The sequence below is a fragment of the Lentzea waywayandensis genome (assembly GCF_900115955.1).
Classification (GTDB): domain Bacteria; phylum Actinomycetota; class Actinomycetes; order Mycobacteriales; family Pseudonocardiaceae; genus Lentzea; species Lentzea waywayandensis.
Genome location: NZ_FOYL01000012.1, coordinates 135,541 through 152,999, shown reverse-complemented (window position 1 = coordinate 152,999; position 17,459 = coordinate 135,541). Strand labels below are relative to the sequence as shown.

The 17,459-nt window shown below is 71.3% G+C and carries 15 protein-coding genes; 8 read left to right on the top strand and 7 right to left on the bottom strand.

What is annotated here, in order from left to right; translation table 11 throughout:
* The first annotated feature begins 20 nt into the window (after positions 1 to 20).
* Together BM417_RS35735 and BM417_RS35730 are read left to right on the top strand one after the other, a co-directional pair.
* On the top strand, positions 21 to 875 hold the full coding sequence (locus BM417_RS35735; RefSeq protein WP_093603916.1) for an aldo/keto reductase: 855 nt from the start codon (positions 21 to 23) through the stop codon (positions 873 to 875).
* Positions 872 to 1,549 carry a flavodoxin gene (locus tag BM417_RS35730; protein WP_093603673.1) on the top strand — a complete coding sequence of 226 codons (678 nt, stop codon included), beginning with the start codon at positions 872 to 874 and terminating at the stop codon, positions 1,547 to 1,549. Before BM417_RS35735 ends, BM417_RS35730 begins: the two co-directional genes overlap by 4 nt.
* A gap of 8 nt (positions 1,550 to 1,557) precedes the next feature.
* Here BM417_RS35730 and BM417_RS35725 read toward each other — a convergent pair whose 3' ends face one another.
* Positions 1,558 to 2,391, bottom strand: coding sequence for a glutaminyl-peptide cyclotransferase (locus BM417_RS35725; RefSeq protein ID WP_177320781.1), 834 nt, complete (start codon positions 2,389 to 2,391; stop codon positions 1,558 to 1,560).
* A gap of 150 nt (positions 2,392 to 2,541) precedes the next feature.
* On the opposite strand from BM417_RS35725, the gene BM417_RS35720 reads away from it, so the two are divergent.
* Positions 2,542 to 3,843 carry a diacylglycerol/lipid kinase family protein gene (locus tag BM417_RS35720; protein ID WP_245822435.1) on the top strand — a complete coding sequence of 434 codons (1,302 nt, stop codon included), beginning with the start codon at positions 2,542 to 2,544 and terminating at the stop codon, positions 3,841 to 3,843.
* A 352-nt stretch (positions 3,844 to 4,195) separates the two neighbouring features.
* On the opposite strand, the gene BM417_RS35715 is transcribed toward BM417_RS35720, so the two are convergent.
* From BM417_RS35715 to BM417_RS35705, 3 genes are read right to left on the bottom strand one after another with little or no spacing between them, the layout of a single operon-like run.
* Positions 4,196 to 4,744 carry a hypothetical protein gene (locus BM417_RS35715; RefSeq protein ID WP_093603667.1) on the bottom strand — a complete coding sequence of 183 codons (549 nt, stop codon included), beginning with the start codon at positions 4,742 to 4,744 and terminating at the stop codon, positions 4,196 to 4,198.
* Positions 4,745 to 4,804: 60 nt separating this feature from the next.
* Positions 4,805 to 6,136: a hypothetical protein gene (locus tag BM417_RS35710; protein ID WP_218164669.1), complete on the bottom strand. Its 1,332-nt coding sequence runs from the start codon at positions 6,134 to 6,136 to the stop codon at positions 4,805 to 4,807.
* A 5-nt stretch (positions 6,137 to 6,141) separates the two neighbouring features.
* The gene (locus tag BM417_RS35705; RefSeq protein WP_245822423.1) at positions 6,142 to 7,521 is read right to left on the bottom strand and encodes an MFS transporter; all 1,380 of its coding nucleotides are present in this window, start codon (positions 7,519 to 7,521) and stop codon (positions 6,142 to 6,144) included.
* Positions 7,522 to 7,681: 160 nt separating this feature from the next.
* On the opposite strand from BM417_RS35705, the gene BM417_RS35700 reads away from it, so the two are divergent.
* Genes BM417_RS35700 through BM417_RS35690 form a run of 3 tightly spaced genes read left to right on the top strand, consistent with a single transcriptional unit; the run spans position 7,682 to position 10,822 of the window.
* Positions 7,682 to 9,079 (top strand): DUF2252 domain-containing protein, encoded by a 1,398-nt coding sequence (locus BM417_RS35700; protein WP_093603665.1) that lies wholly within the window; start codon positions 7,682 to 7,684, stop codon positions 9,077 to 9,079.
* A gap of 40 nt (positions 9,080 to 9,119) precedes the next feature.
* Positions 9,120 to 9,947, top strand: a complete 828-nt coding sequence (locus BM417_RS35695) for a class II glutamine amidotransferase (protein WP_093603663.1) — start codon at positions 9,120 to 9,122, stop codon at positions 9,945 to 9,947.
* Positions 9,944 to 10,822: a universal stress protein gene (locus tag BM417_RS35690; protein WP_093603661.1), complete on the top strand. Its 879-nt coding sequence runs from the start codon at positions 9,944 to 9,946 to the stop codon at positions 10,820 to 10,822. Before BM417_RS35695 ends, BM417_RS35690 begins: the two co-directional genes overlap by 4 nt.
* On the opposite strand, the gene BM417_RS35685 is transcribed toward BM417_RS35690, so the two are convergent.
* Positions 10,812 to 11,651: a patatin-like phospholipase family protein gene (locus BM417_RS35685; RefSeq protein WP_093603659.1), complete on the bottom strand. Its 840-nt coding sequence runs from the start codon at positions 11,649 to 11,651 to the stop codon at positions 10,812 to 10,814. The two genes, BM417_RS35690 and BM417_RS35685, sit on opposite strands and share 11 nt — an antisense overlap.
* A gap of 351 nt (positions 11,652 to 12,002) precedes the next feature.
* Between BM417_RS35685 and BM417_RS35680 the strand changes: the two genes are divergently transcribed.
* Positions 12,003 to 14,606, top strand: a complete 2,604-nt coding sequence (locus BM417_RS35680; RefSeq protein WP_093603657.1) for an MGH1-like glycoside hydrolase domain-containing protein — start codon at positions 12,003 to 12,005, stop codon at positions 14,604 to 14,606.
* Entirely contained in the window at positions 14,603 to 16,051 is a 1,449-nt protein-coding gene (locus BM417_RS35675) for an alpha-amylase family glycosyl hydrolase (protein WP_093603655.1), read from the top strand. The genes BM417_RS35680 and BM417_RS35675 overlap by 4 nt, the downstream gene beginning before the upstream one ends.
* Here BM417_RS35675 and BM417_RS35670 read toward each other — a convergent pair.
* On the bottom strand, positions 16,010 to 17,020 hold the full coding sequence (locus tag BM417_RS35670; protein WP_093603653.1) for an AI-2E family transporter: 1,011 nt from the start codon (positions 17,018 to 17,020) through the stop codon (positions 16,010 to 16,012). The two genes, BM417_RS35675 and BM417_RS35670, sit on opposite strands and share 42 nt — an antisense overlap.
* The gene (locus BM417_RS35665) at positions 17,020 to 17,424 is read right to left on the bottom strand and encodes a DUF7144 family membrane protein (RefSeq protein ID WP_093603910.1); all 405 of its coding nucleotides are present in this window, start codon (positions 17,422 to 17,424) and stop codon (positions 17,020 to 17,022) included. The genes BM417_RS35670 and BM417_RS35665 overlap by 1 nt, the downstream gene beginning before the upstream one ends.
* Positions 17,425 to 17,459: the final 35 nt, after the last annotated feature.

Here is a 17,459-nt window from a genome sequence, read left to right as displayed (position 1 = left end):
CAGTGAAGGACATCGCGCTCATGCAGAAGACCGTCACCCTCAACAACGGCGTCGAGATGCCGTTGCTCGGCTTCGGCGTCTACCAGATCCCCGCCGAGGACACCGAACGCGCCGTGTCCGAAGCGCTGGCCGCCGGCTACCGCCTGCTGGACACCGCCGCCGCCTACGGCAACGAAGAAGCCGTGGGCCACGCCATCAAGTCCAGCGGCATCCCCCGCGAGGACCTGTTCGTCACCACCAAGCTGTGGGTGCAGGACGCTCCAGCAGAGGACAACACCCGGCGCGCGTTCGAGACGTCCCTGACCAAGCTGGGACTCGACCACCTCGACCTCTACCTGATGCACCAGCCCTTCGGCGACGTCTACGGCCAGTGGCGCGCCATGGAGGCACTCCACCGCGACGGCGTGGCCAAGGCGATCGGTGTCGCCAACTTCTACCCCGACCGGCTGGTCGACCTGATCGTCAACAACGAGATCGTCCCCGCGGTCAACCAGATCGAGACCCACCCGTTCTTCCAGCGCGCCGGTTACCAGGACCTCATGCGCGAGCACGGCGTGCAGATCCAGTCGTGGGGCGGCTTCGCCGAGGGCAAGAACGACCTGTTCACCAACCCGTTGCTGGCCGGGATCGGCGAGGAGCACGGCAAGTCGGTCGCCCAGGTCGTGCTGCGCTGGCTCACCCAGCGCGGTGTCATCGCCATCCCCAAGTCCGTGCGCGCCGAGCGGATGGCCGAGAACCTCGACGTCTTCGACTTCGAGCTCACCGACGAGCAGATGGCCCGGATCGCCACCCTCGACACCGGCAGCTCCCTGTTCTTCGACCACCAGGACCCCGCGATCGTCACCTGGCTCGCCGGGCGCCGCCTGGACGCATGAACGGGCCACGGGATCACAACCCGGTCCGGCGCCGCACGATCCTGCGTGCCGCACTGATCACCGGAGCCGCCGCCGTGACCGCCTGTTCCTCCCCCAGCGATCAGCCAGAACCCGAACGGGGACAGGCGTCACCGGGCAACAAGGCGCGGGGCAAGGTGCTGCTCGTGTACTTCTCGCGGCCCGGCGAGAACTACCGCTACGGCGGGCGCACCACCCTGACCGTCGGCAACACCGAGGTCCTGGCCGGCAAGATCCGCGACCTCATCGGCTGCGACGTGCACCGGATCGAGCCCGCCGACCCCTACCCGGAAGGCTACGACGCCACCGTCAAGCGCAACGTCGTCGAACAGGACACCGACGCCCGGCCCGCCATCAAGAACCCGTTGCCCGACATCGGCGCGTACGACACCGTGCTGCTGGGCAGTCCTATCTGGAACGTGCGCGCGCCGATGATCATGACGACGTTCACGGAGCAGCTCGACTTCTCCGGCAAGGTCGTCGTTCCGTTCACCACGCACGCCATGAGCGGCTTGGGCACCACCGCACGCGACTACGCGAAGTCCTGCCGTGGCGCCACGTTCGCCGACGGTCTGGCGGTTCAAGGTGAAGAGGTCGGCGAGGCGGACGAGGCCGTCGAGACCTGGCTGCGGCAACTGAGCCTCATCGCTTCCTGATCCGCGGGTCACGGCCGGGGCAGCAGCCGGACCCGGTAGCGGTGCTGGTAGTGCCTGCCGGTCAGCCACAGCTCCCCCGCCGCGTCCGGCACCGCCGCGATGCCCCCGATCACCTGGTTGCGGCCCGTCGGCACTTCGGCGACGGTGACGGGGGTGAGGTCGGCGTCCGCGGTGACGGTGCCCGAGGCGAGGTCCACGCGGATCATCCAGTCCGAGCCGGTGACCGCCGCCCACACCTGCGAGCGGCCGTTGACGGTCACGCAGTGGAGTTCACCGAGCCGTGCGGCTCCCCACTCGCGGGCGTCGACCCGCAGTTCGCGGACCAGCTCCGCGGTGTCGCCGTCGCGCAGCAGCAGTCTGGTGGTGCCGTCGGACTGCACGAGGTGCGTTCCGTCGTAACACAGTCCCCAGACTTCGCCGGCGATCGTGGCCCGGCGTCGTTCCGCCAGTGAGCGCGGATCCAGCAGCACCGCGGCGACGGCGCCGGTGTGCCAGAGCCCGGCCGGGGTCAGCGCGGTTCCGCTGCCCGGCGGCACGGTCTGCTGAGCCTGAACCTCACCCGTGGCGGGGGCCACCGCACGGATCACCGGGCCCGTGTTCTCCACCAGGAGGTCGCCGACCAGTTCCAGGCCACGCGCGTCGGCCCGGTCGGTGGGCACCCGCGCGAGGACCTGTGCGCTGAAGTGCCGCGCGGTGGAGTTCGTGGCTATCGGCACGGGAGTGACCGTGGCCGCCGGTGCCGAAGCGACCTGGGCGACGCGCTGGGGAGCCGAACAGGCGGTGAGGGCCAGCAGCCCCGCGGTCGCCGAGCAGAGGACTTTGTTGACGCACAACGATTTCACCGCACCGAGCGTCGTGCCGATCCGACCGGGGCGCTTCCGCCGTCGCGGGTGAGCCCGCCGGGCCCGTTCATCCGCCGGGGGTGAGGCCGCCCGCGCCGTGGATGGCAAGGCTTGGGGGCACATTCCACTTTGGAGGAAGCCTTGACCGATGTGACGAAGCCGGAACAACGCCGGCTGGCCCGGCTCGCGTTCCTGGCCGCGGGAGCGGCCGTCGTGGTCGTGCTGGTGGCGGCCGGGGTGCGCGCCGGTGTCGGGCTGGTGCTGGTCGGTGCGACGGGAACGGTGATCACGCTGGCGGGCGCCTGGTGGATCCTCGCCCACCGCGGTCTCGTGCGGTGGCTCGCCGGCGCGCTCGTGGTGCTCGTGCCGCTGACCGTGGTCGTCCTGTACGTCCAGGCCCGCCTGGCGTGGGTGGTCGTGGTGTGCGCCCTGCTGTGGCTAGTCGCGGTGGCCTGCGGACGGCGCGCGCTCGTCACGAACGGCGGGGCCGGCCGTCCGGTCGAGTTCGAGGTGCCCCGGCCCCGGCGACCGTACCTGATCATGAACCCGCGGTCCGGTGAGGGGAAGGTCGGGCGGTTCGGACTTCCCGACCTGGCCGCGGTGCTGGGTGCGGAGGTCTGCGTGCTCGACGGCTCGCAGGACGTCGCCGCGCTCGCCCGGCACGCCCTCGACAACGGCGCCGACCTGCTCGGGGTGGCCGGAGGCGACGGCACCCAGGCGATCGTGGCCGGCATCGCGGCGGAACACGGGGTGCCGTTCATGGTCATCTCCGCAGGCACCCGCAACCACTTCGCGCTCGACCTCGGCCTGGACCGCGACGATCCCCGCCGTTGCCTCGACGCGCTCACCGACGGCGTCGAGGTGCGGGTCGATCTCTGCGTGGCCGGGGACCGCACCTTCGTCAACAACGCGTCGTTCGGCGCGTACGCCGAGGTGGTGCGGAGCCCCGCCTACCGCGACGGCAAGACCCGGACGACGCTGAACCTGTTGCCAGGCCTGCTGATCGGGCCGCGGTCGGCGGCACTGCGGCTGCGGGCGGGCGGGGCCTGGCTGGCCGGGGCGCAGGCGGTACTGGTCAGCAACAACCCTTACGGGTCAAGCGATCTGGCCGGGCTGGGCCGCAGGCCGCGACTGGACGGCGGCGTGCTGGGCGTGCTCGCGGTGACGGTGCGCGACGCGGCGGAGGCCGCCGGCCTGGTGCGTGGCCGGCGGCGGTCGGAAGCCGTGCTCCTGCGGACCGCGACGGAGGTCGTCATCACGGCCGACACCCCGTTGCTGCCGGTCGGCGTGGACGGCGAGGCGGTCACGATGACGACTCCCGTGCGGTGCGTGGTCAGGCCGGGGGCGCTGCGGGTGCGGGTGCCGCGCCACCGGCCTGGGGTGCCGCAGCCGCGGCCGGAGCTGGACTGGGCGCGGCTGCGCAGGCTGGCCCTGACCCGAGCCACCGGCTAGCGGCTCGGGACAGGCGGCTGGCGGCTGGCGGCTGGCGGTACGCGGGTGGTGGGTACGCGGCTGGCGGCTAACGGCCACAGGCTGACAGCCACCGGCCACAGGCCACCGGTCACCAGCTCGCGGCCACCGGCCACGGCTCGCGGCTCGCGGCTCGCGGCCACAGGCTGGCAGTCACCGGCCACCAGTCACCAGCTCGCGGCTCGCGGCCACCGGCTCACGGCCACCGGCCACCAGCTAGCGGCGCCGGACTATCCGGCGTGCCCTGAACATCCCCGGAGCTCCCCCGGTTCGCCGCACCGTGCGTCGTGCGGTGCGGCGGGCCACGCGGCGTGAACCGAACATGTCCGCCTCCTCAGCGCGTCGATCCTGCTGTTTCCAGGTCGTGCAGTTCCTGGGCCTCCTCCGCGTTCACCAGCCCGATCGCGATCAGGTCGAACGGGCTGATGAACCCGTCGGAGATGCGGAAGCCCTTGGCGCGGGCGACGGCGTCACGCAGCGGCACGGCCCAGTGGTGCTCGATGAGCAGCAACGCCGCCGCGCTGTCGTTGGGAATCTCGGCGAGCACGTCCCACGCGTCCGCGTCGTTGAACGGGTGGACGCCTCCCTTCTCCCGCACCGACTCGGCTCCCTTGACCGCGCCGGCCTCGGCACCCTCCTGTCCCGCGGCGCCGAGGCCGATCAGCGCGCCGATCTTGCTGCCCAGCTCGACCGCTTCGGCGGGCGAGAGGTTGCTCAGGTGCTCGACCGCGATGGTGCCCTTCGGGTCCTTGTGGACGGCGATGGCGTCGATCACGCGGATGGTGTCGGTCCTGCGGAGCTTCTCCAGTTCGGCGATCACCTCACCGCGGAAGTCCGGATGTGTGAAGCCCAGCACGATCAGTTGGATCGGCCCGATGGCCATACGACTCCTCCTCGACTCGATCAGTTGCCTCATCGTCACGGCGCACCGGCGCCGGTCACCTCATCCGGCACGGGTGGAACGCAGGGCGAACACCGTCACGAGCAATTCGTAGGCCGCCAGTACCACCACGATCGCCAACAGAGCCGTCCACGACGAGAGCAGCAGCGCGAACACGACAGCCACGGCGACACCGCCCACGCGCACAGCGTCGAGATGCCGCGCTGTCCAACTTGGACCGTGCGCGGCCAGCGCCTGCCCACCCGTCACGGCACCGCGGCGGATCGCGTGCCAGGCCGCGACTGTCCTGCGGCGCAACCACACCGGTCCCCTGCCGGGTCCGATCACGTACATCAGCAGGGCGAGCAACGCGCCTGTCCAGAGCATCTGCCAGCCGCGTGTGCGCAGCTGGCTGAAGACCGCCGTCAGCACGTCCGCGGCGCCGTCGCGGTAAAGCCCCTCCGGCACGTTCTGGAGGATCTGCTCACGGACCGCGCGCAGCACCGCCGTGACCGCCACGGCGGCGACCACCAGCCACAGGCCGAGTTGCAACGACGTGCGCCGGCGATCGGGCGAGACGAGCTGTGCGAGTACGAGCAGCACGAGTGTGCTGAGCAGGAACAGGACGAGGCTTCGCTTGGCCGTCGCCACGGCCTGCTGGGCGGCCCACAGCTGCCCGGAGTCGTAGACGGTGAACTGCGCGAAGTTCTCCGGCAGCGTGACGCCGAGCGAGTCCTCCACCCGGACCCGCAGATCCGCCGGGATCTCACCACTGCTCAGGTCCGGCAACGAGAGCTGTCTGCCGAACAGGGTGGGCAGCTGCGCGCTGAGCGTCCGGAGCACCTCGTTGATCAACGGCAGCAGGTCGATCTCGACCCGGTCCTGGTGGACGGCCACGAGCTCGCTGTCGCCCTCGACGACGGCGAGCGCGCGCTGGTGGGTGCGGCGGTTGAGCTCGATCCAGACACGCTGGAACTGGTCGCTGCCCAGGACTTTGGTGGCCGTCGCGCGCACCGGGGCGTGCAGCTGGCTCGCCAGCGGCCCGGCGACGAACGCGGCCTGTTCGGGAAGCACCGATCGCAGCCGCTGTTCGACGTCGACCGCCTCGAAGAGCTTCACGGTCGCGAAGTCCGCCACCGCCGCCGCGACCTCCGGGTCCTTCGGCAGGGGCGCGACCGTGGCGACCCACCGGTCGGTGTTGAGCGCGGTGCGCGCGCTCCAGATGCCGACGACGCTCATCACGAGCGCGAACGCCGTCACCGCGATCAGCACGGCGGCACCGATGCGGCGCAGCATCCGCACCGTGGCAGCGCGCCGCTCCCGACGGTCCAGCCGTGCCTGCAACGCGTACACCTCTGCCCGCAACCGGGGCAGCTCGTCAGGTTCGCCGGTCATCGCGGTCACCGGGCCTGGCTCTGCGCGGCCCGCGGCAGGAACGCGGCCGCCACCATGCCGCCGAGTGCGATCACCGCCAGCACCACCAAGGCCAGCGCGTAGGAACGTTCGGGAGTTCTGGTGATGCCGGCGACGAGGATGGTGCCCGCGATCGCGGCGCCGAGGGAGGACCCGAGGTTGGACACGCTGCGGGACAGGCCGGAGATCTCGCCCTGCAGCGCGTCCGGGAAGCTCGACTGCACGACGTTCACCGACGGCGTCAGCATCGCGCCGATGCCGAGCCCGATCAGGAACAGGCCAGGTAGGAAGGTCCACGCCTGCTGCGACAGCGCGAGCAGCGCGAGGAAGAGCGCGATGCCGCCGATCGTGACGGCGAAACCGGTCAGCACGAGGCTGCGCTGGGCGTGCCGGCGCGCGAGGCGCTCGGCCGAGAGGGACGCGAGCAGCACGCCCGCCGTGGCGGCCGTGAGGATCAGGCCGGTCTCGATCGCGTTGTAGCCGCGCACGACCTGGAGGTAGGCCGAGACCACGAACGAGATGCCCATGAGCACGAGCCACTGCACGTTCTGCGTGACCAGGCCGAGGTTCGAGGTGCGGCTGCGGAACAACTCCGTCGACAGCAACGGTTCCACGCCGGCTCGTTCCTTGGCGCGCACCGAGTGGAAGAACCACACGAGCGTCAGTGCTCCGGCGACGAGCAACCCCAGCATCAGCCAAACGTTGTTGTCCGCAGCCAGCACGCCCGACACGATCAGGACGAGCCCGGCCGACGACAGCACCGCGCCGCGGATGTCGAACGGACGGCTCGGATCCGGTGGCCGCGGATCACGGACGTACCTGCGGCTCAGGACGAAGATCACCACGACGACCAGCGCCTGGAACAGGAAGGCCACCCGCCAGCTGAGCATCGTCGTGATGAGCCCGCCGATCAACGGCCCGGTGGCCGCGCCGATGCCGGCCATGCCGTTGATCACGCCGAAGGCACGGGCCCGCGAGGTGACGCCGGTGAACAGCATCGTCGCCAGGATGTAGACGGGCGGGATCAGCAACGCGGTGCCGACACCCTCCAGGATCGAGTTGCCGACGATGAGGACGGGCAGGCCGGGCGCGAACGCGCTCAGCACCGCGCCGAGGCCGTACACGGCGAGACCGGCGGTGAGACATCGCTTGCGGCCGTAGCGGTCGGTCAGCTTGCCGCCGGGGATCATCAGCGCCGCCATGACCAGCAGGAAGATCGTGATCGCGAGCTGGACGCCCTGGACGGTGGTGTCCAGGTCCCGGCTGATGTCGTTGATCATCACGTTCATGTTGGAGCCGGCGAAGCTGCAGATGAACTGGGCGAGGGCGAGGGGCACGAGCACTCTGCGCAAGGCGTTGGAGTCCACTCACGCAGACTCCGGCGGCCACGTCCCGAGCGCTTCACGCGGCGCGGATGAGGTCCCGCGGCGGTGCTCCCCCGCGGCGGGTGGTGTGCCGGCGGCCGCGGCGGTGTTGCGTCGGAGGTGGACCGGAGCCCCACCGGTCCCGTCGGCGGGGAGGTGCGCGATGACCGGTTCAGTGGCCGCGAGGATCGCCACGGGTCTGGCTGCCCGCAAGGTGGTTCCGCTCGCCGGTCACGCGGACCTCCCCGCCGATCGTGACCGTCCCGACCCGGTGGAGGTGCTCACCGGGCAGGACGGCACGCGGCTGCCGGAGCTCGTGCCGATCCGGTACGGACGGATGCTGGCCTCGCCGTTCGCGTTCTTCCGGGGCGCGGCCGCGGTCATGGCCGGTGACCTCGCGACGACGCCGTACTCCGGCCTGACCTGCCAGCTCAGCGGGGACGCGCACGTGAGCAACTTCGGGGTCTTCGCCTCCCCGGAGCGGCGACTGGTGTTCGACCTCAACGACTTCGACGAGACGCTGCCCGGTCCGTGGGAGTGGGACGTCAAACGCCTCGCGGCCAGCATCGCCGTCGCCGGCCGGGAGAACGGGCTGGGGCGCAAGGCACGGGCGGCCGCCGTGCGCACCGCCGTCGGCCGCTACCGGTCGGCGATGATCGGCTTCGCGGGGCAGGGTGATCTCGAGGTGTGGTACGCCCACGCCGGTGTCGACGAGGTCGAGATCCTGCTCAAGGCACGTGCGGACAAGGCGAAGCAGCGCCGTTTCGCGCACGAGCAAGCGAAAGCCCGTGCGCGGGACAGCCTGCAGGCCTACCGCAAGCTGACCTCCGTCGTCGACGGATGCCGCCGCATCACGGCGGATCCGCCGTTGCTCGTGCCGGTCGGGCATCTGGTGCCCGACGCGGACCGCGAGGACCTGGAGTTCATGATCCAGGACCTGCTCGCCGGTTACACGGCCACCCTGTCCGCCGATCGGCGTCATCTGATGAACGGGTTCCGGTTCGTCGACATGGCGCGCAAGGTCGTCGGTGTCGGCAGTGTCGGGACCCGGTGCTGGATCGTGCTGCTGTACGGACGGGACGAGAACGATCCGTTGCTGCTCCAGGTGAAGGAGGCGTCGCGGTCGGTTCTCGCGGACCACGTTCCCGACGGCGTGCGCGCGAACCACCGCAGCGAGGGTGAACGGGTCGTCGCCGGGCAACGGCTGATGCAGGCCGCCGGCGACATCTTCCTCGGCTGGGAGACCGCCGAGGGCATCGACGGGCTCACCAGGGACTTCCACGTCCGGCAGTTGCGCGACTGGAAGGGCTCGGCGTCGATCGAGACCATGGACGCGGCGGGCCTGCGGCTGTACGGCGCGCTGTGCGGGTGGACGTTGGCCCGAGCGCACGCGCGCACCGGCGACCGGATCGCGATGGCCGCGTACCTCGACGACGGCAGGACGTTCGACGACGCACTCGTCGAGTTCGCCGAGAGCTACGCGGACCGCAACGAACAGGACTACCGGCTCGTCACGCGGGCGGCGCGGGACGGACGCATCAAGGTCCGAAGTGGACTCTGACGATCTCTTGCCAGGAAAGAATTCCTTCTGAGGAGGCCACATGTGCCGATGGCTCGCGTATTCCGGTTCCCCGGTTCTGCTGGAGGAGCTCCTCTACGCGCCGGCGAACTCGCTGGTCACCCAGAGCAGGCACTCGCGGCTGGGAGTGGAGACCACCAACGGTGACGGCTTCGGTGTCGGCTGGTACTCGACCGCGCCGTTGCCTGGCCTGTTCCTGAGCACCGAACCCGCCTGGAACGACCGCAACCTGCGGGAGTTGTCCGCGCAGATCACGGCGGGCCTCGTCTTCGCACACGTCCGCGCGTCCACCGGCACGGCGGTCCAGCAGACCAACTGCCATCCCTTTCGGCACGGCCGCAGGCTGTGGATGCACAACGGGCTCATCACCGGTTTCCCCTTGCTGCGCCGGGAGCTCTCGCTGGTCGTCGATCCCTCGCTCTACGCGGAGATCGAGGGATCGACCGACTCGGAGGTCCTCTTCTTCCTCGCGCTGACCTTCGGCCTGGAGCACGACCCGCCCACTGCCGTCGCCCGCACCGCCGGGTTCGTCGAGGCGATCGGCAGGAACCACGGCGTGGCGCATCCGCTCCAGATGACGGTCGCCACGACCGACGGCGAGACCACCTGGGCCTTCCGCTACTCCAGCGAACGCCGCTCGCGCACCCTGTTCCACAGCACCGACATCACGACGCTGCGACAGCAGTACCCGGACAACCCGACCCTGCACGGGCTGTCCCCCGACACGCGGCTGGTGGTGTCGGAGCCGCTGGGTGACCTGCACGGCGCGTGGCGCGAGGTGCCCGAGTCGACCTGCGTCGTCGCGCGGGGCGGCGTCGAGGAGCTCCTCCCGTTCGGGCCCCTGCGATGACGGCACCGGTGGTGGCCGGTGTCGACGGCTCGTCGTCCGCGCTGGCCGCGGTCATGTGGGCCGCCGACGAATGCGCCCGGCGCAACGCGCCGCTGCGGCTGGTGCACGCGTTCTCGTTGCCCGTGGAAGGACATCTCGCGTTCGCCGGGACCGGCGAGGACGTCCGGTGCGCGGCCGAGGAGCGGGCCGCGGCGTGCCTGGCCGAGGCCGCCAAGGCCGCCCTCGCCGCGGGTCCGGACGTGGAGATCTCGACCGAACCGGTCAGCGGTGGCGCGACGAGCCTGCTGATCGAGGAGTCCCAGCACGCGCGGCTGCTGGTGCTCGGGGCGCAGGGCCTCGGCAACGTACGAGGTCTCCTGGTCGGGTCGACGGCGGCCGCACTGGCCTCGCACGGGAGGTGCCCGCTGGTGATCGTGCGCGGCCTGGCGGCGACCGACGGCCCGATCGTGGTGGGCCACGACGGTTCGGCCGCGAGCGAGGCCGCGGTGGGGTTCGCCTTCGCCGCCGCCTCGCTGCGCGCCGCCCGGCTCACGGTGATCCTGTGCAGGCCCGGATTCACCGTGGAGAGCGCTTACCGCACCGCCCGGTTCGCCGCGGCCCGCGACGAGGCCGACGACGACGCGCGCGAGGTGCTCCATCGGTGGCAGACCCGGTATCCCGACGTGCGAGTGGAACGCGCGCTGCCGCGGGACCGCCCCGTGCGGGCGCTCATGCGATACGGCGCCGAGGCACAACTTCTGGTGGTGGGCAGTCACGGCCGCGGTGGGTTCGACGGCATGTTGATCGGCTCGACGAGTCAGGCCCTCGTCTCGCACGCGCCCTGCCCGTTGGTGATCGTGACCTCGGCGGACCGCCGGGCCGGCCTCATCCGGTGACGGAGTGCAGGAGGCCGTGTCCGACCGGCCGACCGGCCGAGAGCCACTCCTGAGTGCTCCGATGGGCGGCGTCGATGAGCTCTCGGGACCGGCTGAAGTCGGCGGGTGACACGCTGAGCGGGCACAACGGCGGCACCACGCGCAGGTCGATCTCGTCCCGGTAGCGCTCGACGTCGACCGCGAGCCGGTGGTTCACCAGCAACGTCAACGCGTGCAGCGCCATCCCGAGAGCGCTGCGCGGCGGCTGTTCGAGGTCGCACGCGTACCCGGTCGGCAGCACCCACACCCGTTCCGCGCCCAGCGCCACCGCGTACGACACGGGGTTGTTGTTCACAGCGCCACCGTCCATCAGGTACCGGCCGCCGAGCGACACCGGCGGGAACACCGCCGGAATCGCGGTGCTCGCCATCAACGCGTCCACCGCGTCGCCCTCGGAGAGCAACACCTCCTCTCCGGACAACACGTCCGTGGCGCCGACGTGCGCGGGCGTCGGCATGGTCCCGAGCGTGATGCCGGAGAGGTGGGTCCGCAGCAGGCGCCGCAGCGCCGCGCTGGGCACGAGGTGGTCGCTCAGCCCGAAGACACCGAGGAGGCCGCGCACCGGCCGGATCGGGAAGATGTCGTTTCGGGACAACGACGTCCACAGATCCGTGAGGGTGCCGACCCCCTCGGGGCCAGGGTGGGCCGCGTGCCAAACGCCGTTGACCGCGCCAACTGATGTACCGACGACCAAGTCGGGCTGGATGCCCTCGGCGACGAGCGCCGCGAGCATGCCCACCTCGACCGCGCCCAGACTTCCGCCGCCAGCGAATACGAACGCGGTCTTCATCGAGCCATTCTGCCGCCGGGTTTCCCGGCCTGCGAGGGGCCAGTCCCAGGCCGGACCACCCGCGCCGGGTGCCCGCGTCACGAGAGGCCGGCCCCCGGCCACGAACCACCCACGCCGGATGCCCGCATCACGAGAAACCGACCCCCAGCCAAACCACCCACACCAGGTGCCCACATCACGAGCAGCCGGTCCCCCACCCGCCCTGCCCGACCACGCCGCGCCAGACGCCCCGCACCACCAGGCGCCAGTCCCCCGCCCGCCCGGCCGAACCACCCGCGCCGGGTGACCCGCCGCAGGCCGCCCGCCACCAGCCTGGCGATCACCTGATGTGCCGAGCGAAAGGCGGACGACGTGGCCGGTGCGGAGAAGGAAAGGCTGCGAGAACCGGACGAGTGGCGGCGCTGGGGACCGTATCTGGGGGAACGGCAGTGGGGCACGGTCCGGGAGGCCTCGAACGGTGCCGACGCGTGGACGTCGTTCACCCACGACCAGGCGCGTTATCGCGCCTACCGCTGGGGCGAGGACGGGCTCGCGGGCTTCAGCGACGACCGGCAGCGGGTGTGTCTCGCGCTGGCGTTGTGGAACGGGGCCGACCCGATCCTCAAGGAACGGCTGTTCGGCCTGACCAACGGCGAGGGCAACCACGGCGAGGACGTCAAGGAGTGCTACTTCTACCTCGACGCCACACCCACCTCGTCGTACCAGCGGATGCTCTACAAGTACCCGCAGCGGGCCTTCCCCTACGAGGACCTGGTCGCCACCAACGGGAAGCGCGGCCGTGACGACCCGGAGTACGAGCTGCTCGACACCGGTGTCTTCGACGACGACCGCTACTTCGACGTCGTCGTGGAGTACGCCAAGGCGGGACCCGAGGACGTCCTGATGCGGGTCACCGCGCACAACCGCGGGCCGGACGAGGCGACGCTGCACCTGTTGCCGACGCTGTGGTTCCGGCACACGTGGTCGTGGGCGGGCACCACCGAGCCCTCGCTGCACACGCTGGGCACGGGCACGGTGCGGGCCGCGCACCCCGATCTCGGCGTGTGGTGGTGGTACGCCGACGGCCAGCTGATGGTCACCGGCAACGAGACCGACGACGAACGGGTCTTCGGCATTCCCAACACCACCCCGTACGTCAAGGACGGCATCGAACGCGCTGTGCTGCACGGAGATCTGACCGCACTCGCGCCGGACGGCGTCGGCACCAAGGCCGCCGCCCACCACGTCCTGACGATTCCTCCTGGCGGCAGCGAGACCGTCCGCGTCCGCCTCACCACCGCGGCCACGGACGAGCCGTTCGGCGGGTTCGACGCGGTGATCTCCGCCCGCCGCGAGGAGGCCGACGACTTCTACGACGAGGTGCTCGGCGGCGATCCGGCGAGCGACGAACGGCTGGTGTGCCGGCAGGCGCTGGCCGGGCTGCTGTGGTCGCGGCAGTACTACGGGCTCGACGTCGAACGCTGGCTCACCGAACGCGGCGCGGACCCGATCGGCGCGCCGACCGGTCTGTCCAATGAGGACTGGCGGCATCTCGTGGCCGGGGACGTCGTCGTCATGCCGGACAAGTGGGAGTACCCGTGGTTCGCCGCGTGGGACCTCGCGTTCCACGCGGTGCCGCTCGCGGTGGTGGACCCGGCGGCCGCGAAACAGCAGGTGGAACTGCTGCTCGGCCGCCGCTACCTGCACCCGGACGGGCAGTTGCCCGCCTACGAGTGGAACTTCGGGGACGTCAACCCGCCGGTGCACGCGTGGGCGGCCTGGTTCGTCTACCAGTACGACCGCGACACCACCGGTTCCGGTGACCGGGCGTTCCTGGAACGCGTGTTCCCGCCGCTGCTGCGCAACTTCGGCTGGTGGCTCAACCGCAAGGACGCCGACGGCCGCAACCTGTTCCAGGGCGGTTTCCTCGGGCTGGACAACATCGGCGTGTTCGACCGCAACGCGCCGCTGCCGGCCGGCGGGCGGACCGACCAGGCGGACGGCACCGCGTGGATGGCGCTGTTCTGCCAGAACCTGCTGCAGATCGCGCTCGAGCTCGCGCACGAGGACCCGGCGTACCTGGAGCACGCCGCGACGTTGCTGGAGAACCTCGCGTGGATCGCGGCGGCGACCAACCACGTCGGCAACGGGCTGTGGGACGAGGAGGACGGCTTCTTCCACGACGTGCTGCGGCACCCGGACGGCACGTCCACGCCGCTGCGCGTCCAGTCGGCCGTCGGGCTGATCCCGCTCGCCGCCGCGACCGTGGTCGGGGCGCAACTGCGGCACGAGCATCCCGGACTCGTCGACGGCATGCGGGGGTTCCTCGACCGGCATCCCGCGGTGCGGGCCGCGTTGTGGGGCCACGGCGCGCAGACCGACACCGACGGGCCGGTGCTGTTCGCGCTGTTCGACGAGAGCCGCCTGCGCCGCATCCTCACCAGGGTGCTCGACGAGAACGAGTTCCTGGGGCCGTACGGCGTCCGGTCGCTCTCCCGGTGGCACGCCGAGCATCCGTACGTGCTGACGCTGGACGGCGTGGAGCACCGCGTCGGGTATCAGCCCGCGGAGTCGGACAGCTCCATGTTCGGCGGCAACTCCAACTGGCGCGGCCCGGTGTGGTTCCCGATCAACGCGATGGTCGTGCGCGCGTTGCTGCACCTGCACAGCTACTACGGGGACGGCTTCACCGTCGAATGCCCGACCGGGTCGGGGCGGCGCCTCACTCTCGAGCAGGTGGCGCGCGAGATCGGCGACCGGTTGCTCGCGACGTTCCTGCCCGGCGAGGACGGCCGCCGTCCGGTCCACGGTGGACAGACGCGGTACCGGGACGACCCGCACTGGCGGGACCTGCCGCTGTTCTACGAGTACTTCCACGGTGACAACGGAGCGGGCATCGGCGCGAGCCACCAGACGGGCTGGACGGCGCTCGTGGCACTGCTGTCCCGCGTGCCGGTGAGGGAGGGCGTGCGATGAGCGGATGGCCGGACCGGCCCGTCGTCTACGAGGTCAACACCGCGGTGTGGCTGGGCGAACTGGCGCGCGAGGCCGAGCGGCCCGTGACGCTCGCCGAGGTGCCCGCCTCCGCCTGGGACTCCGTGACACCGGCCGGAGTCGACGCGGTGTGGCTGATGGGCGTGTGGGAGCGCAGCACGACCGGGCTGGCGCTCGCCAACGCGCGGAGCGGGTTGCGGGCCTCGTTCCAGGCCGCGCTGCCGGACCTGCGCCCGCAGGACGTGAGCGGGTCGCCGTACTGCGTGCGGCGCTACGTCGTGGCCGACGAGTTCGGCGGCGACGAGGCGCTCGCGAAGGCACGGGCGGAGCTCGCCTCGCGCGGGGTGCGGCTGGTGCTCGACTACGTGCCGAACCACGTGGCGCCGGACCACCCGTGGGTGACCGACCACCCGGAGCTGTTCGTCCGCGGCGACGTGGACGACTACGCGGACAACCCCGAGCACTGGCTCGCGATCGGTGAGCACATCTTCGCGCGCGGGCGGGATCCGTACTTCCCGCCGTGGCCGGACGTCGTGCAGCTCGACGCCTCCTCCCCCGCCCTGCGGACCGCGGCCACGATGACGCTCGCCGGCATCGCGGCCCGTTGCGACGGCATCCGCTGCGACATGGCGATGCTCATGACCAACGACGTGTTCACCCGCACGTGGGGCCGCGAGGCGCCCGAACGGGAGTTCTGGCCCGAGATCATCGAAGGTCTGCGCGCCGAACACGCGGAGACCGTGCTGATCGCCGAGGCGTACTGGGACATGGAGTGGACGTTGCAGCAGCAGGGTTTCGCCTTCTGCTACGACAAACGCCTCTACGACCGGCTCGTCTCACGGGACGTGGAAGGGGTGCGCGCCCACCTGGGGGCCGACATCGGCTACCAGTCGGGGCTGGTGCGGTTCCTGGAGAACCAGGACGAGCCGCGGCTCGCGGCCACGCTCCCGCCGGACGCCGCCAGGGCGGCCGCGGTCGTCATCGCCACGCTGCCCGGCGCGACGCTGTGGCACGAGGGCCAGTTCGAGGGCAGGACGGTCCGGCCGCCGGTGTTCCTCAACCGCCGCCCGGACGAGCCGCTCGACCACGACCTGGCCGCCTGGTACCGGCACCTGCTGGCGACCGTGCGGGAGCACCGCCTCCGGTGCGGCGAGTGGTTCCAGCTCGGCACCGAGGGCTGGCCGGACAACCAGTCGCACCGCTCGCTGCTCGCGTGGGAGTGGATCGAGGTCGGCGGGGCCCGGCACGTCGTGGTGGTCAACTTCTCCGACTCACCCGCGCAGGCCCGGATCCCGCTCGACTGGGAGCCGCGGCCCTGGCGGTTCACGGACCTGCTCGGCGGTGAGGTCTTCGACCGCGACCTCACCGCCGAGGGACTCTTCGTGTCACTGCGCCCGTGGGGTTTCCACGTGTTGTCGGTGGCCTGATCGAACCCGCGCGCGGAGCAGGGCGGCTGCCCAGCCCGCGCGCGGGTCCGCGTCCACCAGCAACACCTTCACCAGCACGGTGAGCGGCACCGCCAGCAACGCGCCGAGCGGGCCGAGCACCCACGCCCAGAACGCCAGCGACAGGAACGTCGTGGTCGTCGACAGCCCCGCGGCGTCCCCGGTGTAGCGCGGCTGCACCAGTGACTGCACCATGAAGTTCAGCACCCCGTACACGGCCAGCACCGCCAGTGCGCGGCGCGGACCGTGCTGGAGCAGGGCGAGCGCGGCGGGCGGCAGCACCCCGAGCACGAACCCGACGGTGGGAACGTAGTTGGTGACGAACGACAACACGCCCCACAGCAGGGCGAGCGGGACGCCCAGCAACGCCAGCGCCACCGTGTCCAGCACCGCGACCACCGCCCCGAACACGGTCGTCACCAGCAGGTAGCGCCGGGTGCGGCGGGCGAACTCCCGCAGCGCCACCGTCAACTTCGGCCGCTGGTCGGAGATCTCGGCCAGCCTGCTGTCGGTCCAGTGCACCTCGACGCCGAGGAACAGCAGCAGCGCCAGCAGGAACACCAGGCTCGTGGTGAGCCCGGTCAGGTCGGAGAGCAGTCCGGTGATCGAGGCGAGGACCTTGCCCCGGTCCAGGCCGGCGAGCACGTGCTCCGCCTGCTGCACCAGGTGGTGGGCCGCGTACTCCGGCAGCATCCCGGCGAGCCGCACACCGGACACCACCACCGTCACCGCGATCGCGCCCAGCACCGCGTACACCAGCACCACGACTGCCGTGGTCGCGAGCCACGACGGTGCGCCCCGGCCGCGCAGCCACCGGTGCGCGGGGCTGATCGCGATCACGATCAGCCCCGCCAGCACGGTGGGCGCCACCAGCCACGCGACCGCCTTCACCCCGGCGACCACGACCACCGCCGACGCGGCGCCGAGCAGAATCGTCAATGCGCGTGGCATCAACGAGATGACGACTCAAGCGTTGCCGCCGCCTCGTTGCCGTGCACCACCACGGCCCAGATCACCACCACGCACAGCGTGATGACGATCGTGGACCACAGCGGGTGCACCGAGACGAACGCGAGCTGTGCCACCGCGTTCACCGCGGCGAGCATCACCGTGACCACTCTGGCCCACGCGGCGCCGGAGAGCAGCGCGCCTCCCGCGAGCGCCACCAGCACGCCGAGCAGCAGGGTGATCCAGCCCCAGGTGGTGAGGTCGAAGACGATCACCTGCTCGCCGGTGGCGACGTAGTACTCGCCGCGGAACAACCCGACGAGCCCCTCAATGGCGTTGAACGCCCCCATGACGATCATCATGATGCCCGCGAACCAGATCCAGCCGAGCCAGCCTGTGTCCTGCATCGTGCCTCCGTTGTCTCCCGAAGCGTTGGTCGGGC